The organism is Arthrobacter sp. B3I9 (assembly GCF_030816935.1).
Taxonomy (GTDB): Bacteria; Actinomycetota; Actinomycetes; order Actinomycetales; family Micrococcaceae; genus Arthrobacter.
On the sequence record NZ_JAUSYO010000001.1, the window covers coordinates 1,507,019 to 1,524,990 of the forward strand.

Below are 17,972 nucleotides of genomic sequence, written 5' to 3' on the forward strand. Positions count from 1 at the left end.
ACATGAAGTGACAACAGAGAACGTGAACACCAGTACCTTTCCCGGGCTCCTGCCCGACGCCGAAACCCGGGGCGGCGGGGCCGAACGGGTGTCCCCCGAGCCGGACAGCTCCCTTGAGGAGCGCATCCTCGGCGGCCTCGACGCCGAACAGCGTGAGGTTGCCAGCACGCTGAACGGCCCGATGTGCGTGCTGGCGGGCGCCGGTACCGGCAAGACCCGCGCCATCACCCACCGGATCGCGTACGGCGTCCACTCGGGCGTCTACAGCCCGCAGCGGCTCCTGGCCGTCACGTTCACCGCCCGCGCAGCGGCCGAAATGCGCAGCAGGCTCAGGGACCTCGGCGTCGGAAACGTCCAGGCCCGAACCTTCCACGCCGCGGCGCTCCGCCAGCTCCAGTACTTCTGGCCCCAGGCGGTCGGCGGCGCGCTGCCGAACCTGCTGGACCACAAGGCGCAGATGATCGCCGAGGCCGCGCGCCGGCTCCGGCTCAGTACAGACCGCGCCTCGATCCGGGACCTGGCCTCCGAAATCGAGTGGGCCAAGGTGTCGATGCTGACCCCGGCGAATTACCTCGAAAACGCGCAAGGGCGCGGGAACCCGGGCGGCTTCGACCTCACGGCGGTGGCCCGGGTCTTCCAGTCCTACGAGGACGTCAAGACCGACCGCAACGTGATCGACTTCGAGGATGTCCTGCTGATTACGGTGGGCATCCTGCAGGAGGACCCGAAGGTTGCCGCCACGGTCCGGGAGCAGTACCGGCATTTCGTCGTGGACGAGTATCAGGACGTTTCGCCGCTCCAGCAGCGGCTGCTGGAGCTGTGGCTCGGCGGCCGCGACGAGCTGTGTGTCGTGGGCGACGCCAGCCAGACCATCTACTCGTTCACCGGCGCCTCCCCGAAGCACCTGCTGGGTTTCAAAGCGATGTACCCGGGCGCCAATGTGGTCAAGCTGATCCGCGACTACCGTTCCACGCCGCAGGTGGTGAAGCTGGCCAACGACCTGCTTGCCGGCAGACGCAGCGGCGGCCAGGTGGCGGACGCGGCCTGGGCCACTCCCTTGCAGCTCGTGGCGCAGCGCCCGGCGGGTCCGGTGCCCCAATTCACCGAATGTTCGGACGACGAGGCGGAGGCCGCCACCGTGGCCGTCAAGGTCCGCGCGCTGCTCGACGCCGGCACCCCGGCGAGCCAGATTGCCGTGCTGTTCCGCACCAACGGGCAGTCCGAGGCATACGAGCAGGCCCTGGCCTCGGCCGGCATCGGCTACCAGCTGCGCGGGGGTGAGCGCTTCTTCGCCCGCAAGGAGGTCCGCGACGCCATCCTCCAGCTGCGGGCCGCCACGCGCGCCGTGGCTGAAACGTCCAGCCCCGAACCGCTCGGCCAAATGGTCCGCGACATTGTCGCGTCCCTGGGCTACACCGACACGGCGCCCCACAGCGGCGGGGCGCTCCGGGAGCGCTGGGAATCGCTGGCGGCGCTGGTCGCACTGGCCGATGAGCTCGTGCTCAGCCGCGGGGAACAGTTCACCCTGGCGGACTTCGTCAACGAACTCCAGGAACGCTCCCTCGCCCAGCACGCTCCGACGGTCCAAGGCGTGACCCTGGCATCACTGCACGCTGCCAAGGGCCTGGAATGGGACGCCGTCTTCCTCGTAGGACTGAGTGAAGGACTCATGCCGATCTCCTTCGCGGACACTCCCGAAGCCGTGGACGAGGAACGGCGCCTGCTGTATGTCGGGATAACCCGGGCCCGGGAGCACCTGTTCCTGTCCTGGTCCACCGCGAGGACCCCCGGCGGCCGCGCCAACCGGAAGCCCTCCCGCTTCCTGGACGGACTGCGCCCCGACTCCGTTGCCAGTTCCGCGGTCCGCGGCGCCGGCGCCGCGCCGCGCCGGAAGGCAGCCGTTCCCGCGTCGTGCCGGGTCTGCGGAAGCATGCTCTCCTCCGGTGCCGAGCGCAAGGTGGGGCGGTGCAGCCAGTGCCCGCCCAGCTACGAGGAACAGACCTTCGACGCGCTCCGGCAATGGCGCAAGGAGGTGGCCCTGGCCGCGGATGTTCCGGCCTTCGTGGTCTTCACCGACGCCACCTTGACGGCCATCGCCGAGGCCCGCCCCGGATCGCTCGAAGAACTGGCCAAGCTCGCCGGTGTGGGTCCGTCAAAGCTGGAGAAGTACGGTGAGGCAGTGCTGGCCGTTCTCGTCGAAAGCGCAAGCCTCTGATGGCCGCGGACGCGGCCCGCGCGGCTGGTGGACGGCCCGCACAGTACGCCGCCGCGCCGGGTGTCCCGCTGACCACGCCGGACGGAGCCCCGGTGGAGGTGCGGCGCTCGGCCCGCCGCCGCCGGACGGTCGCCGCCTTCTGGGAAAACGGCACCGCCGTAGTTGCCATCCCTGCGTCCTTCACCCGCACGCAGGAGCGCGAGTGGGTGCACCGGATGCTTGAAAAGCTCCGTCTTCAGGGCGAAAGAGGAACCCCCGGCGCCGGCAAGCGCAGGCCGCGCAGCGACGCCGCCCTTGCCGGCCACGCCGCGGAGCTGTCGGCCAAGTACTTCGGTGGCCGCGCCGCGCCGTCGTCGGTCCGCTGGGTAAGCAACCAGAACTCACGGTGGGGGTCGGCGACGCCCTCAGACGGGAGCATCCGGCTTTCCGAGAAACTCAGGCCCATGCCGCAATGGGTCATTGACTATGTGCTGCTCCACGAGCTGGCACACCTGCTTGTGGCCGCGCACAACGCCGCGTTCTGGCGACTGCTGGAGGCTTATCCCGACACGGAGCGGGCCAAAGCCTTCCTGGAAGGCGTTTCCTTCGCGACCTCGCGGGGCCTGGCTGAAGACGGCGACGCTTGCGGTTGCGGAGGCGCCGACGGAGGCACCGGTCCAGCAGGGATTGACTGACGAACGGTTGCCCGGGGCGGGAGCCCACGCAGGTGCCGAAAAGCCCCGGCGGGAACCGAAGTTCCCGCCGGGGCTTTTCGCTGTTACTGCGCCGCCCGTTGCCGGTGATCCGGCCGGTGCACTGCTACGGCTTGGGGCTGCCGCCTTCTTCCGGAGCGTCATCCGGGCCCTGTTCCTCGGACCGGTGTTCTCCGGATTCCGGAGTTCCGGCCTCACCTGCGGCAGACTCTCCGCCCGCAGGTTCGTCGAAGCCGCCGCTCAGCAGCTTCTGCAGCGCGTCGTCCACCTCAGAGTCGCTCGCCTCGGCGAGCTGCCGGCGGGCGCTGAAACCCTGTGGGTCATCCAGGTCCTCGGCAGTGGGAAGCAGATCGGGGTGCTGCCAGATGGCGTCCCGGCCCTCTGCGCCGCGCTCTTCTTTCAGGAGGGCCCACAGTGTGGCGGCCTCCCTGAGCCTGCGCGGACGCAGTTCCAGCCCGACGAGGGAGGAGAACGCATGTTCAGCGGGGCCACCGGTGGCGCGGCGCCGGCGGACGGTCTCGCGAAGGGCGCCGGCGGAGGGCAGCAGCTTTTCGGTAGCCGCCCACGTGAGTTCGTCGACCCAGCCCTCCACCAGGGCGAGGGCCGTCTCCAGCTTCTCCAGGGCTTGTTCCTGCGCCGGCGTGCGCTGCGGCATGAAAACGCCCTGCGACAACGCCTCCTGGATGCCCTCGGGGTTGCTGGGGTCCAGCTCCCGGGCGAGTTCCTCGATCCGTGACGTGTCGATGTGGATGCCGCGGGCGTAGGCCTCGATTGCGCCGAGCAGGTGGCCCCGGAGCCAGGGGACCTGCACGAAGAGCCGGGCATGGGCCGCCTCGCGGACGGCCAGGAACAGCCGGATGTCGTTCTCCGGCAGGCTGAGGCCTTCACCGAATTTCGCCACGTTGGAGGGCAGCAGCGCCATCTCAAGGTCGGCCAGCGGAACGCCGATGTCGGTGGAGCTGACAACGTCGGCTGACAGGGCGCCGATCGCCTGGCCCAGCTGCATGCCGAAGATCGCCCCGCCCATGTTCTGCAGCATGGAGGACGCGCCGCCCATCATGGACTTCATCTCTTCGGGCATCTGTTCCGTCATCGCCGAGGACAGCGCGTTTGCGATGCTGTTGGCGACCGGCTCGGTCAGCCGCTTCCACGTCCCGAGGGTCTCCTCGACCCATTCGGCCCGGGACCATGCCCGGCCGATCAGTCCGGTTGCCGGCAGGCCGGTGACCTGGTCAAGCCAGAGCTCGGCGAGGCGCAGGGCTTCGTCGACTTCGCGGTTCTGCTGGGCAGTGACGGAGGGGTCGGAACCGCTCGCAGCCACCCGCCGTGCATTCTCATGCGCCAGCTGCCAGTTGACGGGTCCTTCGGACGTGGCGCTCATCATCGCCTGGACCTGCGAAAACATCTGCGCGAGGAGGTTCGGGTCGTCCGGGAGACCGGCGGCCTTGGCGAGTTCCGCGGGATCGATATTGCCCATGCCCTGACCGCCCATCAGGTTCTTCAGCATCTCGGCCAGCGGATCCTTGGGTTCCTCGTCGCCATTGGACGGATTGAGTGGGTTTGAGGTCATGTTCCCGCCGATCGTCGGTGTGGCTTTTTCTCAACTTCACGGTACCCCGCAGCGAGAGGGGCTGTCTGCCGAAAGAGTGTCCCGTTCGCTCTAGGCAAAGACCCCATGCGCCGGGCCGCCGTAGCGGTGAGCGCGTACTGTTAGAAGCTGGAATATTTGCAGGCGGCGGCCGAGGCTGCGGCGGGGGTGCGCTGTTCACGGGGTCCGCAGGTCCCGGGCGCCGGCAGGGAGAGGTCTGACATTGACGATTACCCAGGGTGAGCAGCCCGCCAGTGAGCCGGCGCCCGGCCAGACGCAGGGCCGCAGGGCAATCCTCGGGGGAGGGCGCCCTCCGCGCACGAAGGACAAGCGGTCCTCGGCCATGCTCGTCTCGGGCCTCCTGGCCCTGGGGCTGGGCATCACCGCGGTGACCCTGCCCGTTCCCTACGTCGTGGAATCGCCTGGTCCGATCTTCAACACCCTTGGCGATGACCACGGTAAGCCGGTCATCAGCGTCACCGGGCACGAGAGCTTCCCCGCCAAGGGCAACCTTGACCTCACCACCGTGTATGTCGACGGCGGCCCCAACGGGCCCGTCAGCGTCTTCGAAGCCTTCTCGGCCTGGCTGGACCGTACGAAGGCGGTGTACCCCGAGGAACTGATCTATCCGAAGGGCGTGACCAAGGAGCAGTCCCAGCAGGAGAACGCGGTCGCGATGACCACCTCGCAGGAAAACGCGGTCGCCTCCGCGCTCAAGGAACTCAACATCCCGTTCGAGCAGAAGATGCAGGTCGCGGGCCTCTCGGACGGGTCCGCCTCCAGCGGGAAACTGCAGGAAGGCGACACGCTGGTCGCCATCAATGACAGGCCGATCACCGCCCTGGGCGTCGTCCAGGCGGAGCTGGCCGCCGGCAACGGGGCGCCGGTGACTGTCGCCGTCGACCGCGGCGGCAGCCGGATCCCTGTCGCCATCACTCCTGCCAAGGCCGCCACCGGCCGCTTCATCCTGGGCGTGATGCTCCAGTACAAGTTCACGTTCCCCTTCGAGGTCAAGATCTCGCTGGACAAAGTCGGCGGTCCCAGCGCAGGAATGATGTTCGCCCTGGGGATCATCGACACTGTCACCCCCGGCGACCTCACCGGCGGCAAACACGTCGCGGGTACCGGGACCATCACTCCCGACGGCGTCGTCGGCCCGATCGGCGGCATCAGCCAGAAAATGCAGGGGGCACGGTCCGGCGGGGCCACCCTGTTCCTGGCGCCCGCCGACAACTGCGAGGACGTCACCGGGCATATCCCGGCCGGGCTGCAGGTGGTCAAAGTGGAGAATCTGGGTGAGGCGCGGAAGGCGGTCGAGCTGGCCGCGTCAGGGGCCGACACATCCGGGCTTCCCGCCTGTCCGAGCAACTAGACTGGCCGCGGAACTAAGCTCTACCGCCACTCGTGGCACCTATGAGGGGTGCCTCCGCCTGCCCGGGCGGGTGGCCGCCGTCGATACAATGCAGCAACACATCTTGACCCGCACCGACTGATCACCACACCCAGCAACTGACAGCTATGAGGTACCGAGTTTGTCCCGTCCCGCCAGCACCGTTCCGCCCGGAAGACCGCAGACACGACGAGGCGCACTGACGCCGACGTTGATCGTCGTGGCCCTGATCGTGGTCGGGTTCATCTTCTTCGCCAATGTCTGGACGGATGTCCTCTGGTACCAGCAGCTGGGCTTCTTCGAAGTCTTCCTGACCGAAAACCTGGCCCGCATCGTGATCTTCCTCGCGGGCTTCGCCGTCATGTTCGCGGCCGTGTTCTTCGCCATCCGGATCGCGTACCACGCGCGGCCGGTGTACGCTCCGGACTCGGACATCCGGGACAACCTGAACCGCTACCAGGTCCAGCTGGAACCGGTCCGCCGGGTCGTCATGGTGGGGCTGCCGATCCTGTTCGGCCTCTTCGCGGGCAGCGCCGCGGCGAGCCAGTGGCAAAAGGTGCTGCTGTTCCTGAACCAGGAGCCCTTCGGCAAGTCCGATCCCCAGTTCAACATGGACATCAGCTTCTACCTGATGACCCTGCCGTTCCTCGGCTTCGTCACGGGCTTCCTGATCAGCGTCACCATAGTCGCCGGCCTCGCCGGGATCCTAACGCACTACCTCTACGGCAGCATCCGGATCATGGAACGCGGAATCTTCACCAGCCGGGCTGCCCAGATCCACCTTGCAGTCACCGGCGCGGCGTTCCTGCTGCTGCTCGGCGCTAACTTCTGGCTTGACCGCTACTCCGCCGTACAGAACAGCGGCGGCCGGTGGGCCGGCGCGCTGTACACGGACGTCAACGCCGTGATCCCCACGAAATCCATCCTTGCCGTGGCGGCGGCCCTCGTCGCCGTGCTCTTCATCGTCGCTGCCGTGATCGGAAAATGGCGCCTGCCCGTGATCGGCACGGCGATGCTCGTGATCACCTCGATCCTGGCCGGAGGCGTGTACCCCTGGGTGATCCAGCAGTTCCAGGTCCGTCCCTCCGAGCAGACCCTGGAAAAGCCGTTCATCGAGCGCAACATCAACATGACCAGGGATGCCTACGGCCTGGATAAGGTGCAGGAGAAGCGGTACAACGCCACGACCAACGCCGCTACCGGCGCCCTGGCTTCGGACGCGGAGACCACTGCCAACATCCGCCTCCTGGACCCGAACCTCATCTCCGATGCGTTCGCGCAGCTTGAGCAGTACCGGCCCTACTACCAGTTTCCCAAGGCCCTGAATGTGGACCGCTACGAGGTGGACGGCAAGGTCCAGGACACCGTCATCGCGGTCCGGGAGCTCAACCCGGACGGTCTTGCCACCAACCAGCAGTCCTGGCTGAACCGCCACGTGGTCTACACGCACGGGTACGGCGTCGTTGCCGCCAAGGGCAACAAGTTCACCGCTGACGGCAAGCCGGACTTCCTCCAGGCCGGCATCCCCTCCAACGGTGTGCTCGGCAACGACTCGACGTACCAGCCGCGAATCTACTTCGGCGAAGACTCGCCCGAGTACTCGATTGTCGGCGCCCCGGAGGGTGCCCCTCACCGCGAGCAGGACCGGCCGGCAGGCAAGGAAGGCGACGCGGAAACGCAGTACACCTTCACCGGCAACGGCGGTCCCAACGTGGGCAGCTTCTTCAACAGGGTCCTCTACTCCATCAAGTTCCAGTCCTCCGATCTGCTGCTCTCCGACGGCGTGAACGCCGCATCCCAGATCCTCTACGACCGCAACCCCCGGGACCGCGTCCAGAAGGTCGCCCCGTACCTGACGGTGGACGGCAACGCCTACCCGGCCGTCGTGGACGGCAGGGTGAAGTGGATCGTCGACGGCTACACCACCAGCCAGTACTACCCGTACTCCCAGCAGGAGCAGCTCTCCGCTGCCACCACCGACTCGCAGACGACGGCGGGCCGGGCCGTGGCCCTGCCGAACAACTCGGTGAACTACATCCGCAACTCCGTCAAGGCCACCGTGGACGCCTACGACGGCTCCGTGACCCTGTACGCCTGGGACGACCAGGACCCCGTACTCAAGGCCTGGCAGAACATCTTCCCGACCTCGCTGAAGCCGTTCTCGGAAATGTCCGGCTCCCTCATGAGCCACGTCCGCTACCCGGAGGACCTGTTCAAGGTCCAGCGCGAACTCCTGGGCCGCTACCACGTCACCCAGCCGGACAACTTCTACACGAACAACGACGCGTGGAGCGTGCCCAACGACCCCACGGTCCAGGACGAGGTCAAGCAGCCGCCGTTCTACATGTCCCTGAAGATGCCGGACCAGGAGGCGCCGGCCTTCCAGCTGACTTCCTCGTTCATTCCGCAGGTGGTTAACGGCACGGCCCGCAACGTGCTTTACGGCTTCCTGGCCGCGGACTCCGACGCCGGCAGCGAAAAGGGCGTGAAGGCCGAGAGCTACGGCCAGCTGAGACTCCTGCAGATCCCGCCGGAAGCCCAGGTGCCCGGCCCGGGCCAGGCGCAGAACAAGTTCAACTCGGACCCGACGGTCTCCCAGGCGCTGAACCTGCTGCGCCAGGGCGCGTCGGCGGTGCTGAACGGCAACCTGCTGACACTGCCGGTCGGCGGCGGGCTGCTGTACGTCCAGCCGGTCTATCTGCGTTCCACCGGTGAAACCTCGTATCCCACACTGCAGCGCGTGCTGGTGGCGTTCGGGGACAAGATCGGTTTCGCTCCGACCCTGGACGTGGCACTGAACCAGCTGTTTGGCGGCAACTCCGGCGCCACGGCCGGTGACTCGGCCAACAACGGCCAGACGCCGGCGGTCACCCCGCCGGACGGAGCTGCACCGCCGGCCGCGGGAACGCCTGACGCGAAAGCAGATCTGAAGGCCGCACTGGACGAAGCCAGCGCAGCCATCAAGGCAGGCCAGGAAGCCCTCGCCAGGGGCGACTTTGCCGCCTACGGCGACCAGCAGAGGCGGCTCTCCGCGGCACTGCAGAAGGCGCTCGACGCCGAGGCCAAGCTCGGTGCGACCCCCGCGCCCGCGGCGTCCCCCACGCCGAGCAGCTGACTCCGAGGACCCCGACCTCGCCTTCAAGCCGGGCCCCGCTCCACCGGAGCGGGGCCCGGCTTCATGTCCGAGACACAGATCACGCCACCGGAATTTGGCCTCAAGTTCACAGGCAGGTAGAGTTGTTCTTGCGACGCGGGGTGGAGCAGTTCGGTAGCTCGCTGGGCTCATAACCCAGAGGTCACAGGTTCAAATCCTGTCCCCGCAACTGAAGAGAAGGTCCGGAGTCCTGGAAAAGGGACTCCGGACCTTCTGCTTTAAGGCCAGCCTTTTAGAAACACGTGCGTCGGTGAGGTGGCGGGGAGTCCCGGAAAAGTGGCGGCGTCCGGGAGTTCCGGAAAAGTAGGGTAGTGTTGATCAAGCGACGCGGGGTGGAGCAGTTCGGTAGCTCGCTGGGCTCATAACCCAGAGGTCACAGGTTCAAATCCTGTCCCCGCAACTGAAAAGACAAGTGTAAGGCCCGGATCTGATGATCCGGGCCTTACTTGTTGTTCTGGCTCGTAGTGTCCTGGCTCTGTGGTTCGGGCTCCTGGTGGCCTGACTCTTGGTGTCCTGACGGACGGCCGGCTCAGTCCTCCTTGAGGCGCTGGTACGTGTCGAGGGCCCGGGCCCGGGACTCCGGCAGCCCGACGACCGGCGCGGGGTATTCAGGAACCGCGTCCGCTTTCCATGGTTCGTGGATTCGCTTGGCGTCTAGGGCGGACAGCTCCGGGAGGTAGCGGCGCAGGTAACGGCCCTCGGCGTCGAACTTCTTGCTTTGTGTGACCGGATTGAAAATGCGGAAGTAGGGGGAGGCGTCGGCACCGGACCCCGCCACCCACTGCCAGTTGGCCGGGTTGCTTGCAGCGTCCGCGTCCACGAGGGTGTCCCAGAACCAGGCCTCGCCCACCCGCCAGTCGGCCAGCAGGTTCTTGACCAGGAACGAGGCGGCCGCCATCCGGACCCGGTTGTGCATCCATCCGGTCTGCCAGAGCTGGCGCATGCCTGCGTCGACAAGGGGGTATCCGGTGCGGCCCTGCTGCCACGCCGTCAGTTCCGCGGCCGACGGCGTCTGCCAGGCGAAACGGTCGAATTCCGGCCGGTAGTTCCGGGTCGCTAACTCCGGGTTCTCGTATAGCAGCTGCCAGCAGAATTCGCGCCAGCCCAGCTCCGAGCGGAAGATGCCGACGCCCGCGGGGGGCTGCTGCGGAAAGTGTTCGCGCAGGGTGTGCCAGATCCGGAAGGGGCTGATCTCCCCGAAGCGCAGGTGGGGGGAGAGCCGGCTGGTCCCTTCGACGCCGGGGATGTCCCGGCCGGTGCCGTACGCCTCCGCCGGTCCGTCGACGAACTCCTCGAGCCTGCCATGGGCGCCGGCCTCGCCCGGGGTCCAGGTCGCGGCGAGGCCGGCGCTCCAGTCCGGAGTGCGGGGGATCAGCCCCCAGCTTTCCAACGGGTCACTGGCCGGCGGCTGTCCGGAGGTGCCGGTGGCCGGCGCGGGCAGGCGCCCGGGAGCGTCAAGCGGGAGTCGGGGTTCACCGCCGTCGAGGCAGGCCCGCCAGAAGGGCGTGAAGACCTTGTAGGGGCCGCCAGCGCCGGTGCGTACCGTCCAGGGCTCGAACATCAGGTTCGCCTGGAAGCTAGCGGTGGTGATGCCGTGTTCTGCCGCCCACTCCTTGAGTCCGGCGTCGACGTCGCGTTCCGGGCCGCCGTAGCGGCGGTTCCAGAGCAGCTGCGTGGTGCCGGTTTCGCCGGCAACTTCGGGAATGACGCGGGCGGCGGGGCCACGGCGGAGCAGCAGCCGCGAGCCTGCGGCCGCGAGATCGGCCCCGAGTGCCGTCAGCGAGTGGTGCAGCCACCACTTCGCCGCTCCGCCGAGCGGGCGCAGCCCCGGGGAGTCTTCGTCCAGCACATAGACAACGGTGAGCGGGGCCCCCTGGGAGAAGGCTTCGGCCAGGGCAGGGTTGTCATCGATGCGGAGGTCATCGCGGAGCCAGACAAGTGTCGAAGAATGGGATCCGGAGGACATGGGTCAACGGTACACGCAGGGCCGAAGGCGCATCACTCCGGGCACGCCTGGCACTCCTGGCACTCCTGGTACGGCAGAGGCCGGGTCCCCGGGAGCGTCCAAGGGATCCGGCCTCAGCGACCAGCATGTGCGGCTGCCTGCCTACTAGGGCGCAGCCGACGGTGCTACAGCTTGTCGAAGTCGGCCTCGTCGACGGTGGATTCGGTGCGCTTGCCCTCGCCGGCCCCGATGGCGGCGGGGGAGCCACCGGACTTCAGCGCCGCGAGCCGCGCTTCAATTTCGGTCTGCTCGCCGAGGTCCTCGAGCGAGTTGAACTGTGCGTCCAGGCTGGAGGCCGCGAGCTCCTGCTGGCCGCGGACCTTTGCTTCTTCCCGGCGGATCTTCTCTTCAAAGCGGCCCACCTCGGACGTGGGGTCCATGAAGTCGATGCTCTTGAGGGCGTCGTGCACCTGGGACTGCGCCGCGGCGGTCTTGGAACGCGCCACCAGCTCGTTGCGCTTGCTGGTCAGTTCGTTGAGCTTGCCCTTCATCTGGTCCAGGCCGTGCTTGAGCCTGTCCACAACCTCGCCCTGGGAGGCAATGCTCGGCTCGGCGGCCTTCGCCTCGTTCTCCGATGCCATCTGCCGCTGCAAAGCGACCTTGGCGAGGTTGTCGAATTTTTCGGCGTCGCCGGTGTCGCCGTTGGCGCGGTACTCGTCGGCCTTGCGGGACGCAGCGAGGGCCTTCCTGCCCCAGTCCTGGGCGTTCTTGACGTCCTCGTTGTAGTCGTCCTGCAGCATGCGCAGATTCCCGATGGTCTGGGCCACAGCGGACTCGGCCTCGGCAATGTTGTTCGTGTAGTCCCGGACCATCTGGTCCAGCATCTTCTGCGGATCCTCAGCCTGGTCCAGGAGGGAGTTGATGTTCGCCTTCGCCAGCTGCGCCATGCGGCCGAAAATGGACTGCTTCATGGTGTTACCTTTCGTCCTGCTCAGTGTTCCCACCGAATTCAGTGATTAGTGGATGTACCGCTTCTATCCGCCGGCCGGAACGCTTTCCGGCCGGCGCTTAGTCTGTGTGCCGGCCCGCGCCGGCTGCGCGCTTGCCCGGACGCCGGCTAGAAGCTGCCGGAGTCACCGCCGCCGAAGTCGCCGCCGCCGCCGAAGTCGCCGCCGCCGGAGTCGCCGCCGCCCCAGCCTCCGCCGCCGCCCCAGCCGCCGCCGCCACCCCAGCCGCCGCCACCGCTGTTGAAGATGGAATTGATCAGGATGCCGCCGAGGATTGCGCCGCCCAGGCCGCCGCCTCCGCCGCCGCCGAACATTCCGCCGCGGCCGTAGCCTTGCCCCTGGTTCGCATAGTCACCGAACTGGTCGACGTCGTACTGTGCCTGCTGGGCCGCCTGCGCCGCCAGGGAATGCGCCTGCTGCGCGTACTGCAGCGCCGTGACCGGGTCGTTGCGGGAGATGGACAGGGCATAGTCCAGGTTCCGCTGCGCTTCCGCAAGGCGCGTGCGCGCCTCGGTGCCGACGCCCCCACGGCGGGCCGTGATGTAATCCGACGTCGCGCTGATCTGTGCCTGCGCGGACATGATGCTCTGCTGCAGCGAGGCCTGCGCGCGGCGCGCCTGTTCCTGCTGGTCGCGGATGCCGGCCAGTGCCGAATCGAGCGACTGGTGCGCTGTTTCGACCCGTTCGAGAGTGGCAATCGGATCGATCTTGCCGGCCTGCATCTCTGCCTTGACCCGGGCGAGTGCAGCCTCCACTCCGGCAACCGGGCCCGCAAGCTCCGCGTGTGTTCCGGACTGGATCATGGCCCGGGCCTGCGCCAGGTCCTGGGACGTGTCAACGACGGCGGACTCCAGTCCTCGGCGCGCGTCGTCGAGGTTCGCGGCCACTTTGTTGATGGCGTCAATCAGGACGTTGGTCTGGTGCAGGCTCTCTTCCGCGGCGCGGACCGCCACTGCCGCGAGGCTGCCCTCGCCGGCGCCGAGCTTTTCCCGAGCCGTGGCCGAGGCGTTCTGCACAAACTCCAGCCGCTCCTTTGCCTGGGTGATGTTGTCGGCCACCTGTGCCAGCGCGCTCTCGGCGTACTTGGCACGCAGCTCGGTCAGAAGCTGTTCCGCACTGGCGATTTTCGCTTGGGCCTGCGACGCCCCGGCGCTGACGGCGGCAAGCGCCTGCGGGGCGTTCTTCTCCAGCTCGCGGAGGGAATCGAAGTCGGCTTTCTGCTCCTGGAGGGACGCCAGGGCAGCCTCGGAGCGGCGGATGATCTCGCCGAGCCAGGCGCGCTGCTGCTCCTCGGTGTCCGGGATGTGGTCGTCCAGCTGCTGCTGCAGCTTGAAGGATTCGGACATGTGGCCCTTGGCTTCCTGCAGCGCCTTGGTGAAGTTGCCGACGGCGGCGTCGCCGTACTGGGCCTGCGCGAAGCCGAGCTCCTGTTCGCTGGATTTGATGGCGTCATCCGCTTCGATCAGGAGCGAGCCGCCCTTGCGGCGCAGCTCCTCGACGCTCATTGATGCCAGCGGGTCCGGTGCCGCTGCCCCCTGCTGTTCACGGTCCGGCTCGGAGCCCAGGGCCGCTTTCTTCCGCCTGTTGCGCAGGAGCAGGTAGGCGCCCGCGCCGCCGACCGCTACGACACCTGCGCCCACGAGGACACCAGCGCCGGTATCGCCCGAGGAGACCGAACCGCTGCCGCCCCCGGCGGCGTCGCCGACCGCGGCGGCTGTGTCGATAGCTGCCTGGGCGAAGTCACGCTTTCCCCCGGCCAGATTCGCCACGACGGCGTTCTGGCTGATGTTGCTCGTCTTGGAAGCGATCGGGCTGGCCGAGTTGGGCGCAAAGTAGTACTTGCCGTCGTCGGACATCGCGAGGATGACATCGGCCCTGCCCATGCCCTTCTTCGTGGCCACCGCCTGAGCCCATGCTTTCGGGTCGGCGGGGTTTTCGAAGGTCTTCGCGGTGACCACATACAGGTTGTACTTGTGGTCCTTCAGGAGCTTCTGGATGGCGTCCTGGACCTCGGCCTTGCGGCTGCCGAGCACGTTGGCGCCGTCCACCACATTCTGTCCGGACGGAATCGTTACCGGATCTTCCGCCAGGGCCGGAGCGGCAGGAAGCGCCAGCAGTCCGGCCACGCCAAGAACAGCGAGGATACGTTTCAAGTTAGACCGCATGTGCAACCCTTCAGCACTTCTGCGACCGGTTCGGCCGAACCAATCGTTTTTGAATGCAGCAGCGCCCCCACGCAGAGATGAAGCCGCAGGTCGCTGTGGCGATTCAATTTGATTCTATGGTCCACCCCATTGGGCGTCCACCGGCGGGAATATGCCACCAGCGAAACGCGCTGAAGGGTAGGACCAGCCGGCGGCAGCCCGTCCCGCAGGCGTTCAGGAACCTCCCAGCAAATGTCCGCTCTAGTATCAGTGAGAGCGTCCATAGTTAACTCAGACGAGGATGAGAGGAAGACCCATGACTGAGAACCCAGTGCCCGGAGCGTCACCAGAGAACCGGGGGCCGGCAGGGCCGCACGAGGGCTCTTCGGAGCAACGGCAGGCCGCGACCGGGCCGGACTCAGCTCAAGAGAACCCGACCCTCCGGCTGAACCATGCGGAAGGCGCTGCCCCGCGGCCCGTGTACCCCGAACGCCAGCCGTTCTACGGCGGGCAGCCCGCATCGCAGCAGGGCGCGGCTCCCCAGCACGGCCAGCCGCAGTATCCCTCCCAGTACGGCCAGCACCAGCACAGCGGGGCCGGCTACGGCCAGCCGCAGTACGCCGGGGCCGCCAACGCCCCCAAGCGCAAGGCCGCGTTCGGCGTCCCCACGCTCGTCGCCAGCATCCTTGCTGCCGGGCTGGTCGGAGGCGGCGTCGTGGCGGGGACCACACAGCTTCTGGACGATACTCCGTCCCTCTCCTCGGCGAGCAGCAGCAACAGCCAGGCAGGCCCCGTCATCGTCAACAACAAGGATGACGTCAACGCCATCACAGCGGCCGCCGTCAAGGCGAGCCCCAGCGTGGTCACCATCAAGGCAACCAGCGGCAGCGAGGGCGGGACCGGTTCAGGAATCATCCTCGACGGCGAAGGCCACGTCCTCACCAACACCCACGTCGTGACGCTCGACGGGAAGGCCGCCAACGCCGCCATCGAGGTCCGCATGAGCGATGGCAAGGTCTACACGGCCAAGATCGTCGGGACCGATCCGCTCTCCGACCTCGCGGTTGTGCAGATCCAGAACGGCTCCGGGCTCGTCCCGGCAACGCTGGGCGACTCCGGCAAGCTTAACGTCGGGGACACCGCCGTCGCGATCGGATCGCCGTTGGGACTGACGGGAACCGTCACTGACGGGATCGTCTCCACCCTCAACCGCACCATCAGCGTCGCCTCCTCCGCAGCTCCCAAGGATGGGGCGGATGATTCCCAGGGCGGAGACCAGGGCTTCCAGTTCGCTCCTCCGGGCGGCGGCCAGGGCCAGAGCACCGCGAACGAGGGATCCATCTCCATCAACGTGATCCAGACGGACGCGGCCATCAACCCGGGCAACTCGGGCGGCGCGCTGGTCAACACCAAGGGCGAGATCATCGGCGTTAACGTCGCCATCGCCTCGGCCGGAGGGGACAGTGCGGGCAGCGGCAACATCGGCGTCGGCTTCAGCATCCCGATCAACAACGCCAAGCGCGTGGCGCAGGAGATCATCGCCAACGGCAAGGCCACCCACGGTCAGTTCGGCGTCAGCGTGAAGGCCAAGACCGCCAGCACCTCGGCCTCCGGGTTCTCGGTCGGCGCGGAAGTCGCCACCGTCGAGGCCGGCTCCGCCGCGGACAAGGCCGGCGTCAAGGTCGGTGACGTGGTGACCAGGTTCCAGGACCTGGCCATCAGCGATCCCAACCAGCTGACCGCCGCGGTCCGCGAACAGGCCGCTGGAGCTGCAGTGAAGGTAACCGTCCTCCGCAACGGCCAGGAGCGGCAACTCGACGTCACGCTCGGCGCCGCTGCAGAGCAGTAGGACCCGCCGCCAGGCCGGGCCCGCACCAGCAGGTGCGGGCCCGGCCTTTTGCGTTCCGGCGGCACTCTGACATCGGCGTTAACCCGGCCCGCGGCCGCACACCGCTATATGGTTAGCTAGGAGCAACCCCGGGCATCCGGGCGTTCCGTGGCCAGGACCCCACCCGGCTGGCTGTCCACCCGCATGGAAGGCTGCTGTACACACAGTGGAAGAGACTTTGAAGATCATCGTGCTGGTCAAGCACGTTCCTGACGCGCAGTTCGACCGGCACCTGACCGGCACCGCCAACACGACAGACCGTTCCGAGAGCATCCTCTCCGAGCTGGACGAGTACCCCCTCGAAGCGGCCCTGCAGCTGATCGAGGCCCGCGGCGGAGAAGCGGCCGGGAACAGGGTGATCGCACTCAGCATGGGCCCCGCGGGCGCGGTGAACGCGGTGAAGAAATCGCTGCAGATCGGCGCAACCGAAGGGGTGCACCTCAGCGATGAAGCACTTGCCGGCTCCGACGCCGCCGCGACCTCGCTGGCCCTCGCCGGGGCCATCCGGCACCTTGAGGCAGACGGCCCGGCCGACCTCATCTTTGCCGGCATGGCCTCGACCGACGGAGAAACGTCGCTGGTCCCGGCCCAGCTCGCAGAACGCCTGGACCGGCCGCAGGTCACCTTCGCTTCCGCACTGGAGCTCGACGGCCGCAGGCTCACCGCCCGCCGCGACGGCGGTTCCCACGCAGATACCATCGAGGCAACCCTGCCAGCCCTCGTTTCGGTGACGGACCAGATCAACAGCCCCCGCTACCCCAACTTCAAGGGCATCATGGCTGCCAAGAAGAAGACCATCACCACGCTGACCCTCGCCGACATCGGCGTCGACCCGGCCCTGGTGGGGCGCTCCGGTTCCTGGACCACCGTCGAAACCGCGGAGGCCCGGCCGCCGCGCACGGCCGGCACCATCATCACTGACGAAGGCGACGCCGGCATCAAGCTGGTGGAGTTCCTGGCCGCCCAGAAGCTGCTCTAAGGGGATCATCCGAACATGGCAAAAGTACTTGTATTCATCGACAATCCCGGCGAGACGCTGAAAAAGTCCAGCCTCGAGCTGCTCACCATCGCCCGTTCCCTGGGCGAACCGGCGGTTGCGTTCAACGGGGAACTGCACGACGGCGTGGCGAGCACCCTGGGCGCGTACGGCGTCCAGGCCTTGTACCGGCCCTCCGCCGCGGACCTGGACGATTACCTCGTCGGCCCGAAGGCGTCCTATCTGGCCGCCGCCGTGCAGACCGCCGGGGCCGGCATCGTGCTGGCCGAGAACACCGCTGATGGCAGGGAAGTCGCGGCCCGGCTGGGCATCAAGCTCGGCGCCGGCGTCATCACGGACGTCGTGGGGGTCGACCCCGACGGAACCGCGCACAAGTCGGTGCTCGCCGGTTCCTACATGACAACGGCGAAGGCGACCACGCCCGGTGGCCGTGCTCACGGTAAAGGGCAACACCATCACGCCGGAGCCGGCCGTCACCGGCACGGCGCCGCAGTCCACCACCGTCGAGGTGCCGGAGACGGCCACCGCCGCATCGGCCAGGATCACTGCACGCAATGAAAAGGCAGCCAGCGGACGTCCCGATCTTTCCGATGCGCGGATCGTCGTGGCCGGCGGACGCGGCGTCGAGGGGGATTTCGGTCCCCTCGAGGAGCTTGCGGATGTGCTCGGTGCCGCCGTGGGCGCTTCCCGGGCCGCGACGGACGCCGGCTGGATCGGTCATGACGCCCAGGTGGGCCAGACCGGAAAGACCGTCTCGCCCCAGCTCTACATCTCCGCCGGAATTTCCGGTGCCATCCAGCAGAAAGCCGGGATGCAGACCGCCAAGGTGATTGTGGCGGTGAACAAGGACGCCGAGTCGCCGGTGTTCGAAATCGCCGATTTTGGCGTGGTCGGGGACCTTTTCAAGGTCCTGCCGCAGGCCACCGAGGAAATCAAGAAGCGCAGGGGATGA

The 17,972-nt window shown here is 67.6% G+C and carries 10 protein-coding genes, 2 tRNA genes and 1 pseudogene; 9 read left to right on the forward strand and 4 right to left on the reverse strand.

Annotation, left to right across the window (positions count from 1 at the left end; translation table 11 throughout):
- Positions 1-49: 49 nt before the first annotated feature.
- Both QFZ65_RS07160 and QFZ65_RS07165 read left to right on the forward strand, forming a co-directional pair.
- On the forward strand, positions 50-2,215 hold the full coding sequence (locus QFZ65_RS07160; RefSeq protein WP_373427633.1) for an ATP-dependent DNA helicase UvrD2: 2,166 nt from the start codon (positions 50-52) through the stop codon (positions 2,213-2,215).
- On the forward strand, positions 2,215-2,889 hold the full coding sequence (locus tag QFZ65_RS07165) for a M48 family metallopeptidase (RefSeq protein WP_306909362.1): 675 nt from the start codon (positions 2,215-2,217) through the stop codon (positions 2,887-2,889). Before QFZ65_RS07160 ends, QFZ65_RS07165 begins: the two co-directional genes overlap by 1 nt.
- 124 nt (positions 2,890-3,013) lie before the next feature.
- On the opposite strand, the gene QFZ65_RS07170 is transcribed toward QFZ65_RS07165, so the two are convergent.
- The gene (locus QFZ65_RS07170; RefSeq protein ID WP_306909363.1) at positions 3,014-4,477 is read right to left on the reverse strand and encodes a zinc-dependent metalloprotease; all 1,464 of its coding nucleotides are present in this window, start codon (positions 4,475-4,477) and stop codon (positions 3,014-3,016) included.
- 241 nt (positions 4,478-4,718) lie between these two features.
- On the opposite strand from QFZ65_RS07170, the gene QFZ65_RS07175 reads away from it, so the two are divergent.
- The 4 genes from QFZ65_RS07175 (at position 4,719) to QFZ65_RS07190 (ending at position 9,439) form a co-directional block, all read left to right on the forward strand.
- Complete coding sequence (locus tag QFZ65_RS07175) at positions 4,719-5,867, forward strand: PDZ domain-containing protein (protein ID WP_306909365.1); 1,149 nt, start codon at positions 4,719-4,721, stop codon at positions 5,865-5,867.
- Between the two features lie 160 nt (positions 5,868-6,027).
- The gene (locus QFZ65_RS07180) at positions 6,028-9,000 is read left to right on the forward strand and encodes a UPF0182 family protein (RefSeq protein ID WP_306909368.1); all 2,973 of its coding nucleotides are present in this window, start codon (positions 6,028-6,030) and stop codon (positions 8,998-9,000) included.
- 134 nt (positions 9,001-9,134) lie between these two features.
- Positions 9,135-9,208: transfer RNA gene (locus QFZ65_RS07185), tRNA-Met, on the forward strand.
- A 157-nt stretch (positions 9,209-9,365) separates the two neighbouring features.
- Positions 9,366-9,439 (forward strand) — tRNA-Met (locus tag QFZ65_RS07190).
- Positions 9,440-9,568: 129 nt separating this feature from the next.
- Here the strand turns inward: QFZ65_RS07190 and QFZ65_RS07195 are convergent.
- The 3 genes from QFZ65_RS07195 to QFZ65_RS07205 all read right to left on the reverse strand — a co-directional run bounded on the left by QFZ65_RS07195 (position 9,569) and on the right by QFZ65_RS07205 (position 14,156).
- The gene (locus tag QFZ65_RS07195) at positions 9,569-11,005 is read right to left on the reverse strand and encodes a deoxyribodipyrimidine photo-lyase (protein WP_306909370.1); all 1,437 of its coding nucleotides are present in this window, start codon (positions 11,003-11,005) and stop codon (positions 9,569-9,571) included.
- A 164-nt stretch (positions 11,006-11,169) separates the two neighbouring features.
- Positions 11,170-11,955 carry a PspA/IM30 family protein gene (locus tag QFZ65_RS07200; RefSeq protein WP_306909371.1) on the reverse strand — a complete coding sequence of 262 codons (786 nt, stop codon included), beginning with the start codon at positions 11,953-11,955 and terminating at the stop codon, positions 11,170-11,172.
- Positions 11,956-12,101: 146 nt separating this feature from the next.
- Positions 12,102-14,156: a TPM domain-containing protein gene (locus QFZ65_RS07205; protein ID WP_306909373.1), complete on the reverse strand. Its 2,055-nt coding sequence runs from the start codon at positions 14,154-14,156 to the stop codon at positions 12,102-12,104.
- 295 nt (positions 14,157-14,451) lie between these two features.
- Here QFZ65_RS07205 and QFZ65_RS07210 point away from each other — a divergent pair, with 295 nt between their 5' ends.
- The 3 genes and pseudogenes from QFZ65_RS07210 to QFZ65_RS07220 all read left to right on the forward strand — a co-directional run bounded on the left by QFZ65_RS07210 (position 14,452) and on the right by QFZ65_RS07220 (position 17,972).
- Positions 14,452-15,984, forward strand: coding sequence for a S1C family serine protease (locus tag QFZ65_RS07210; RefSeq protein WP_306909375.1), 1,533 nt, complete (start codon positions 14,452-14,454; stop codon positions 15,982-15,984).
- A 205-nt stretch (positions 15,985-16,189) separates the two neighbouring features.
- On the forward strand, positions 16,190-17,002 hold the full coding sequence (locus QFZ65_RS07215) for an electron transfer flavoprotein subunit beta/FixA family protein (RefSeq protein WP_306909377.1): 813 nt from the start codon (positions 16,190-16,192) through the stop codon (positions 17,000-17,002).
- Positions 17,003-17,017: 15 nt separating this feature from the next.
- Positions 17,018-17,972 (forward strand): annotated as a pseudogene (locus QFZ65_RS07220) (electron transfer flavoprotein subunit alpha/FixB family protein).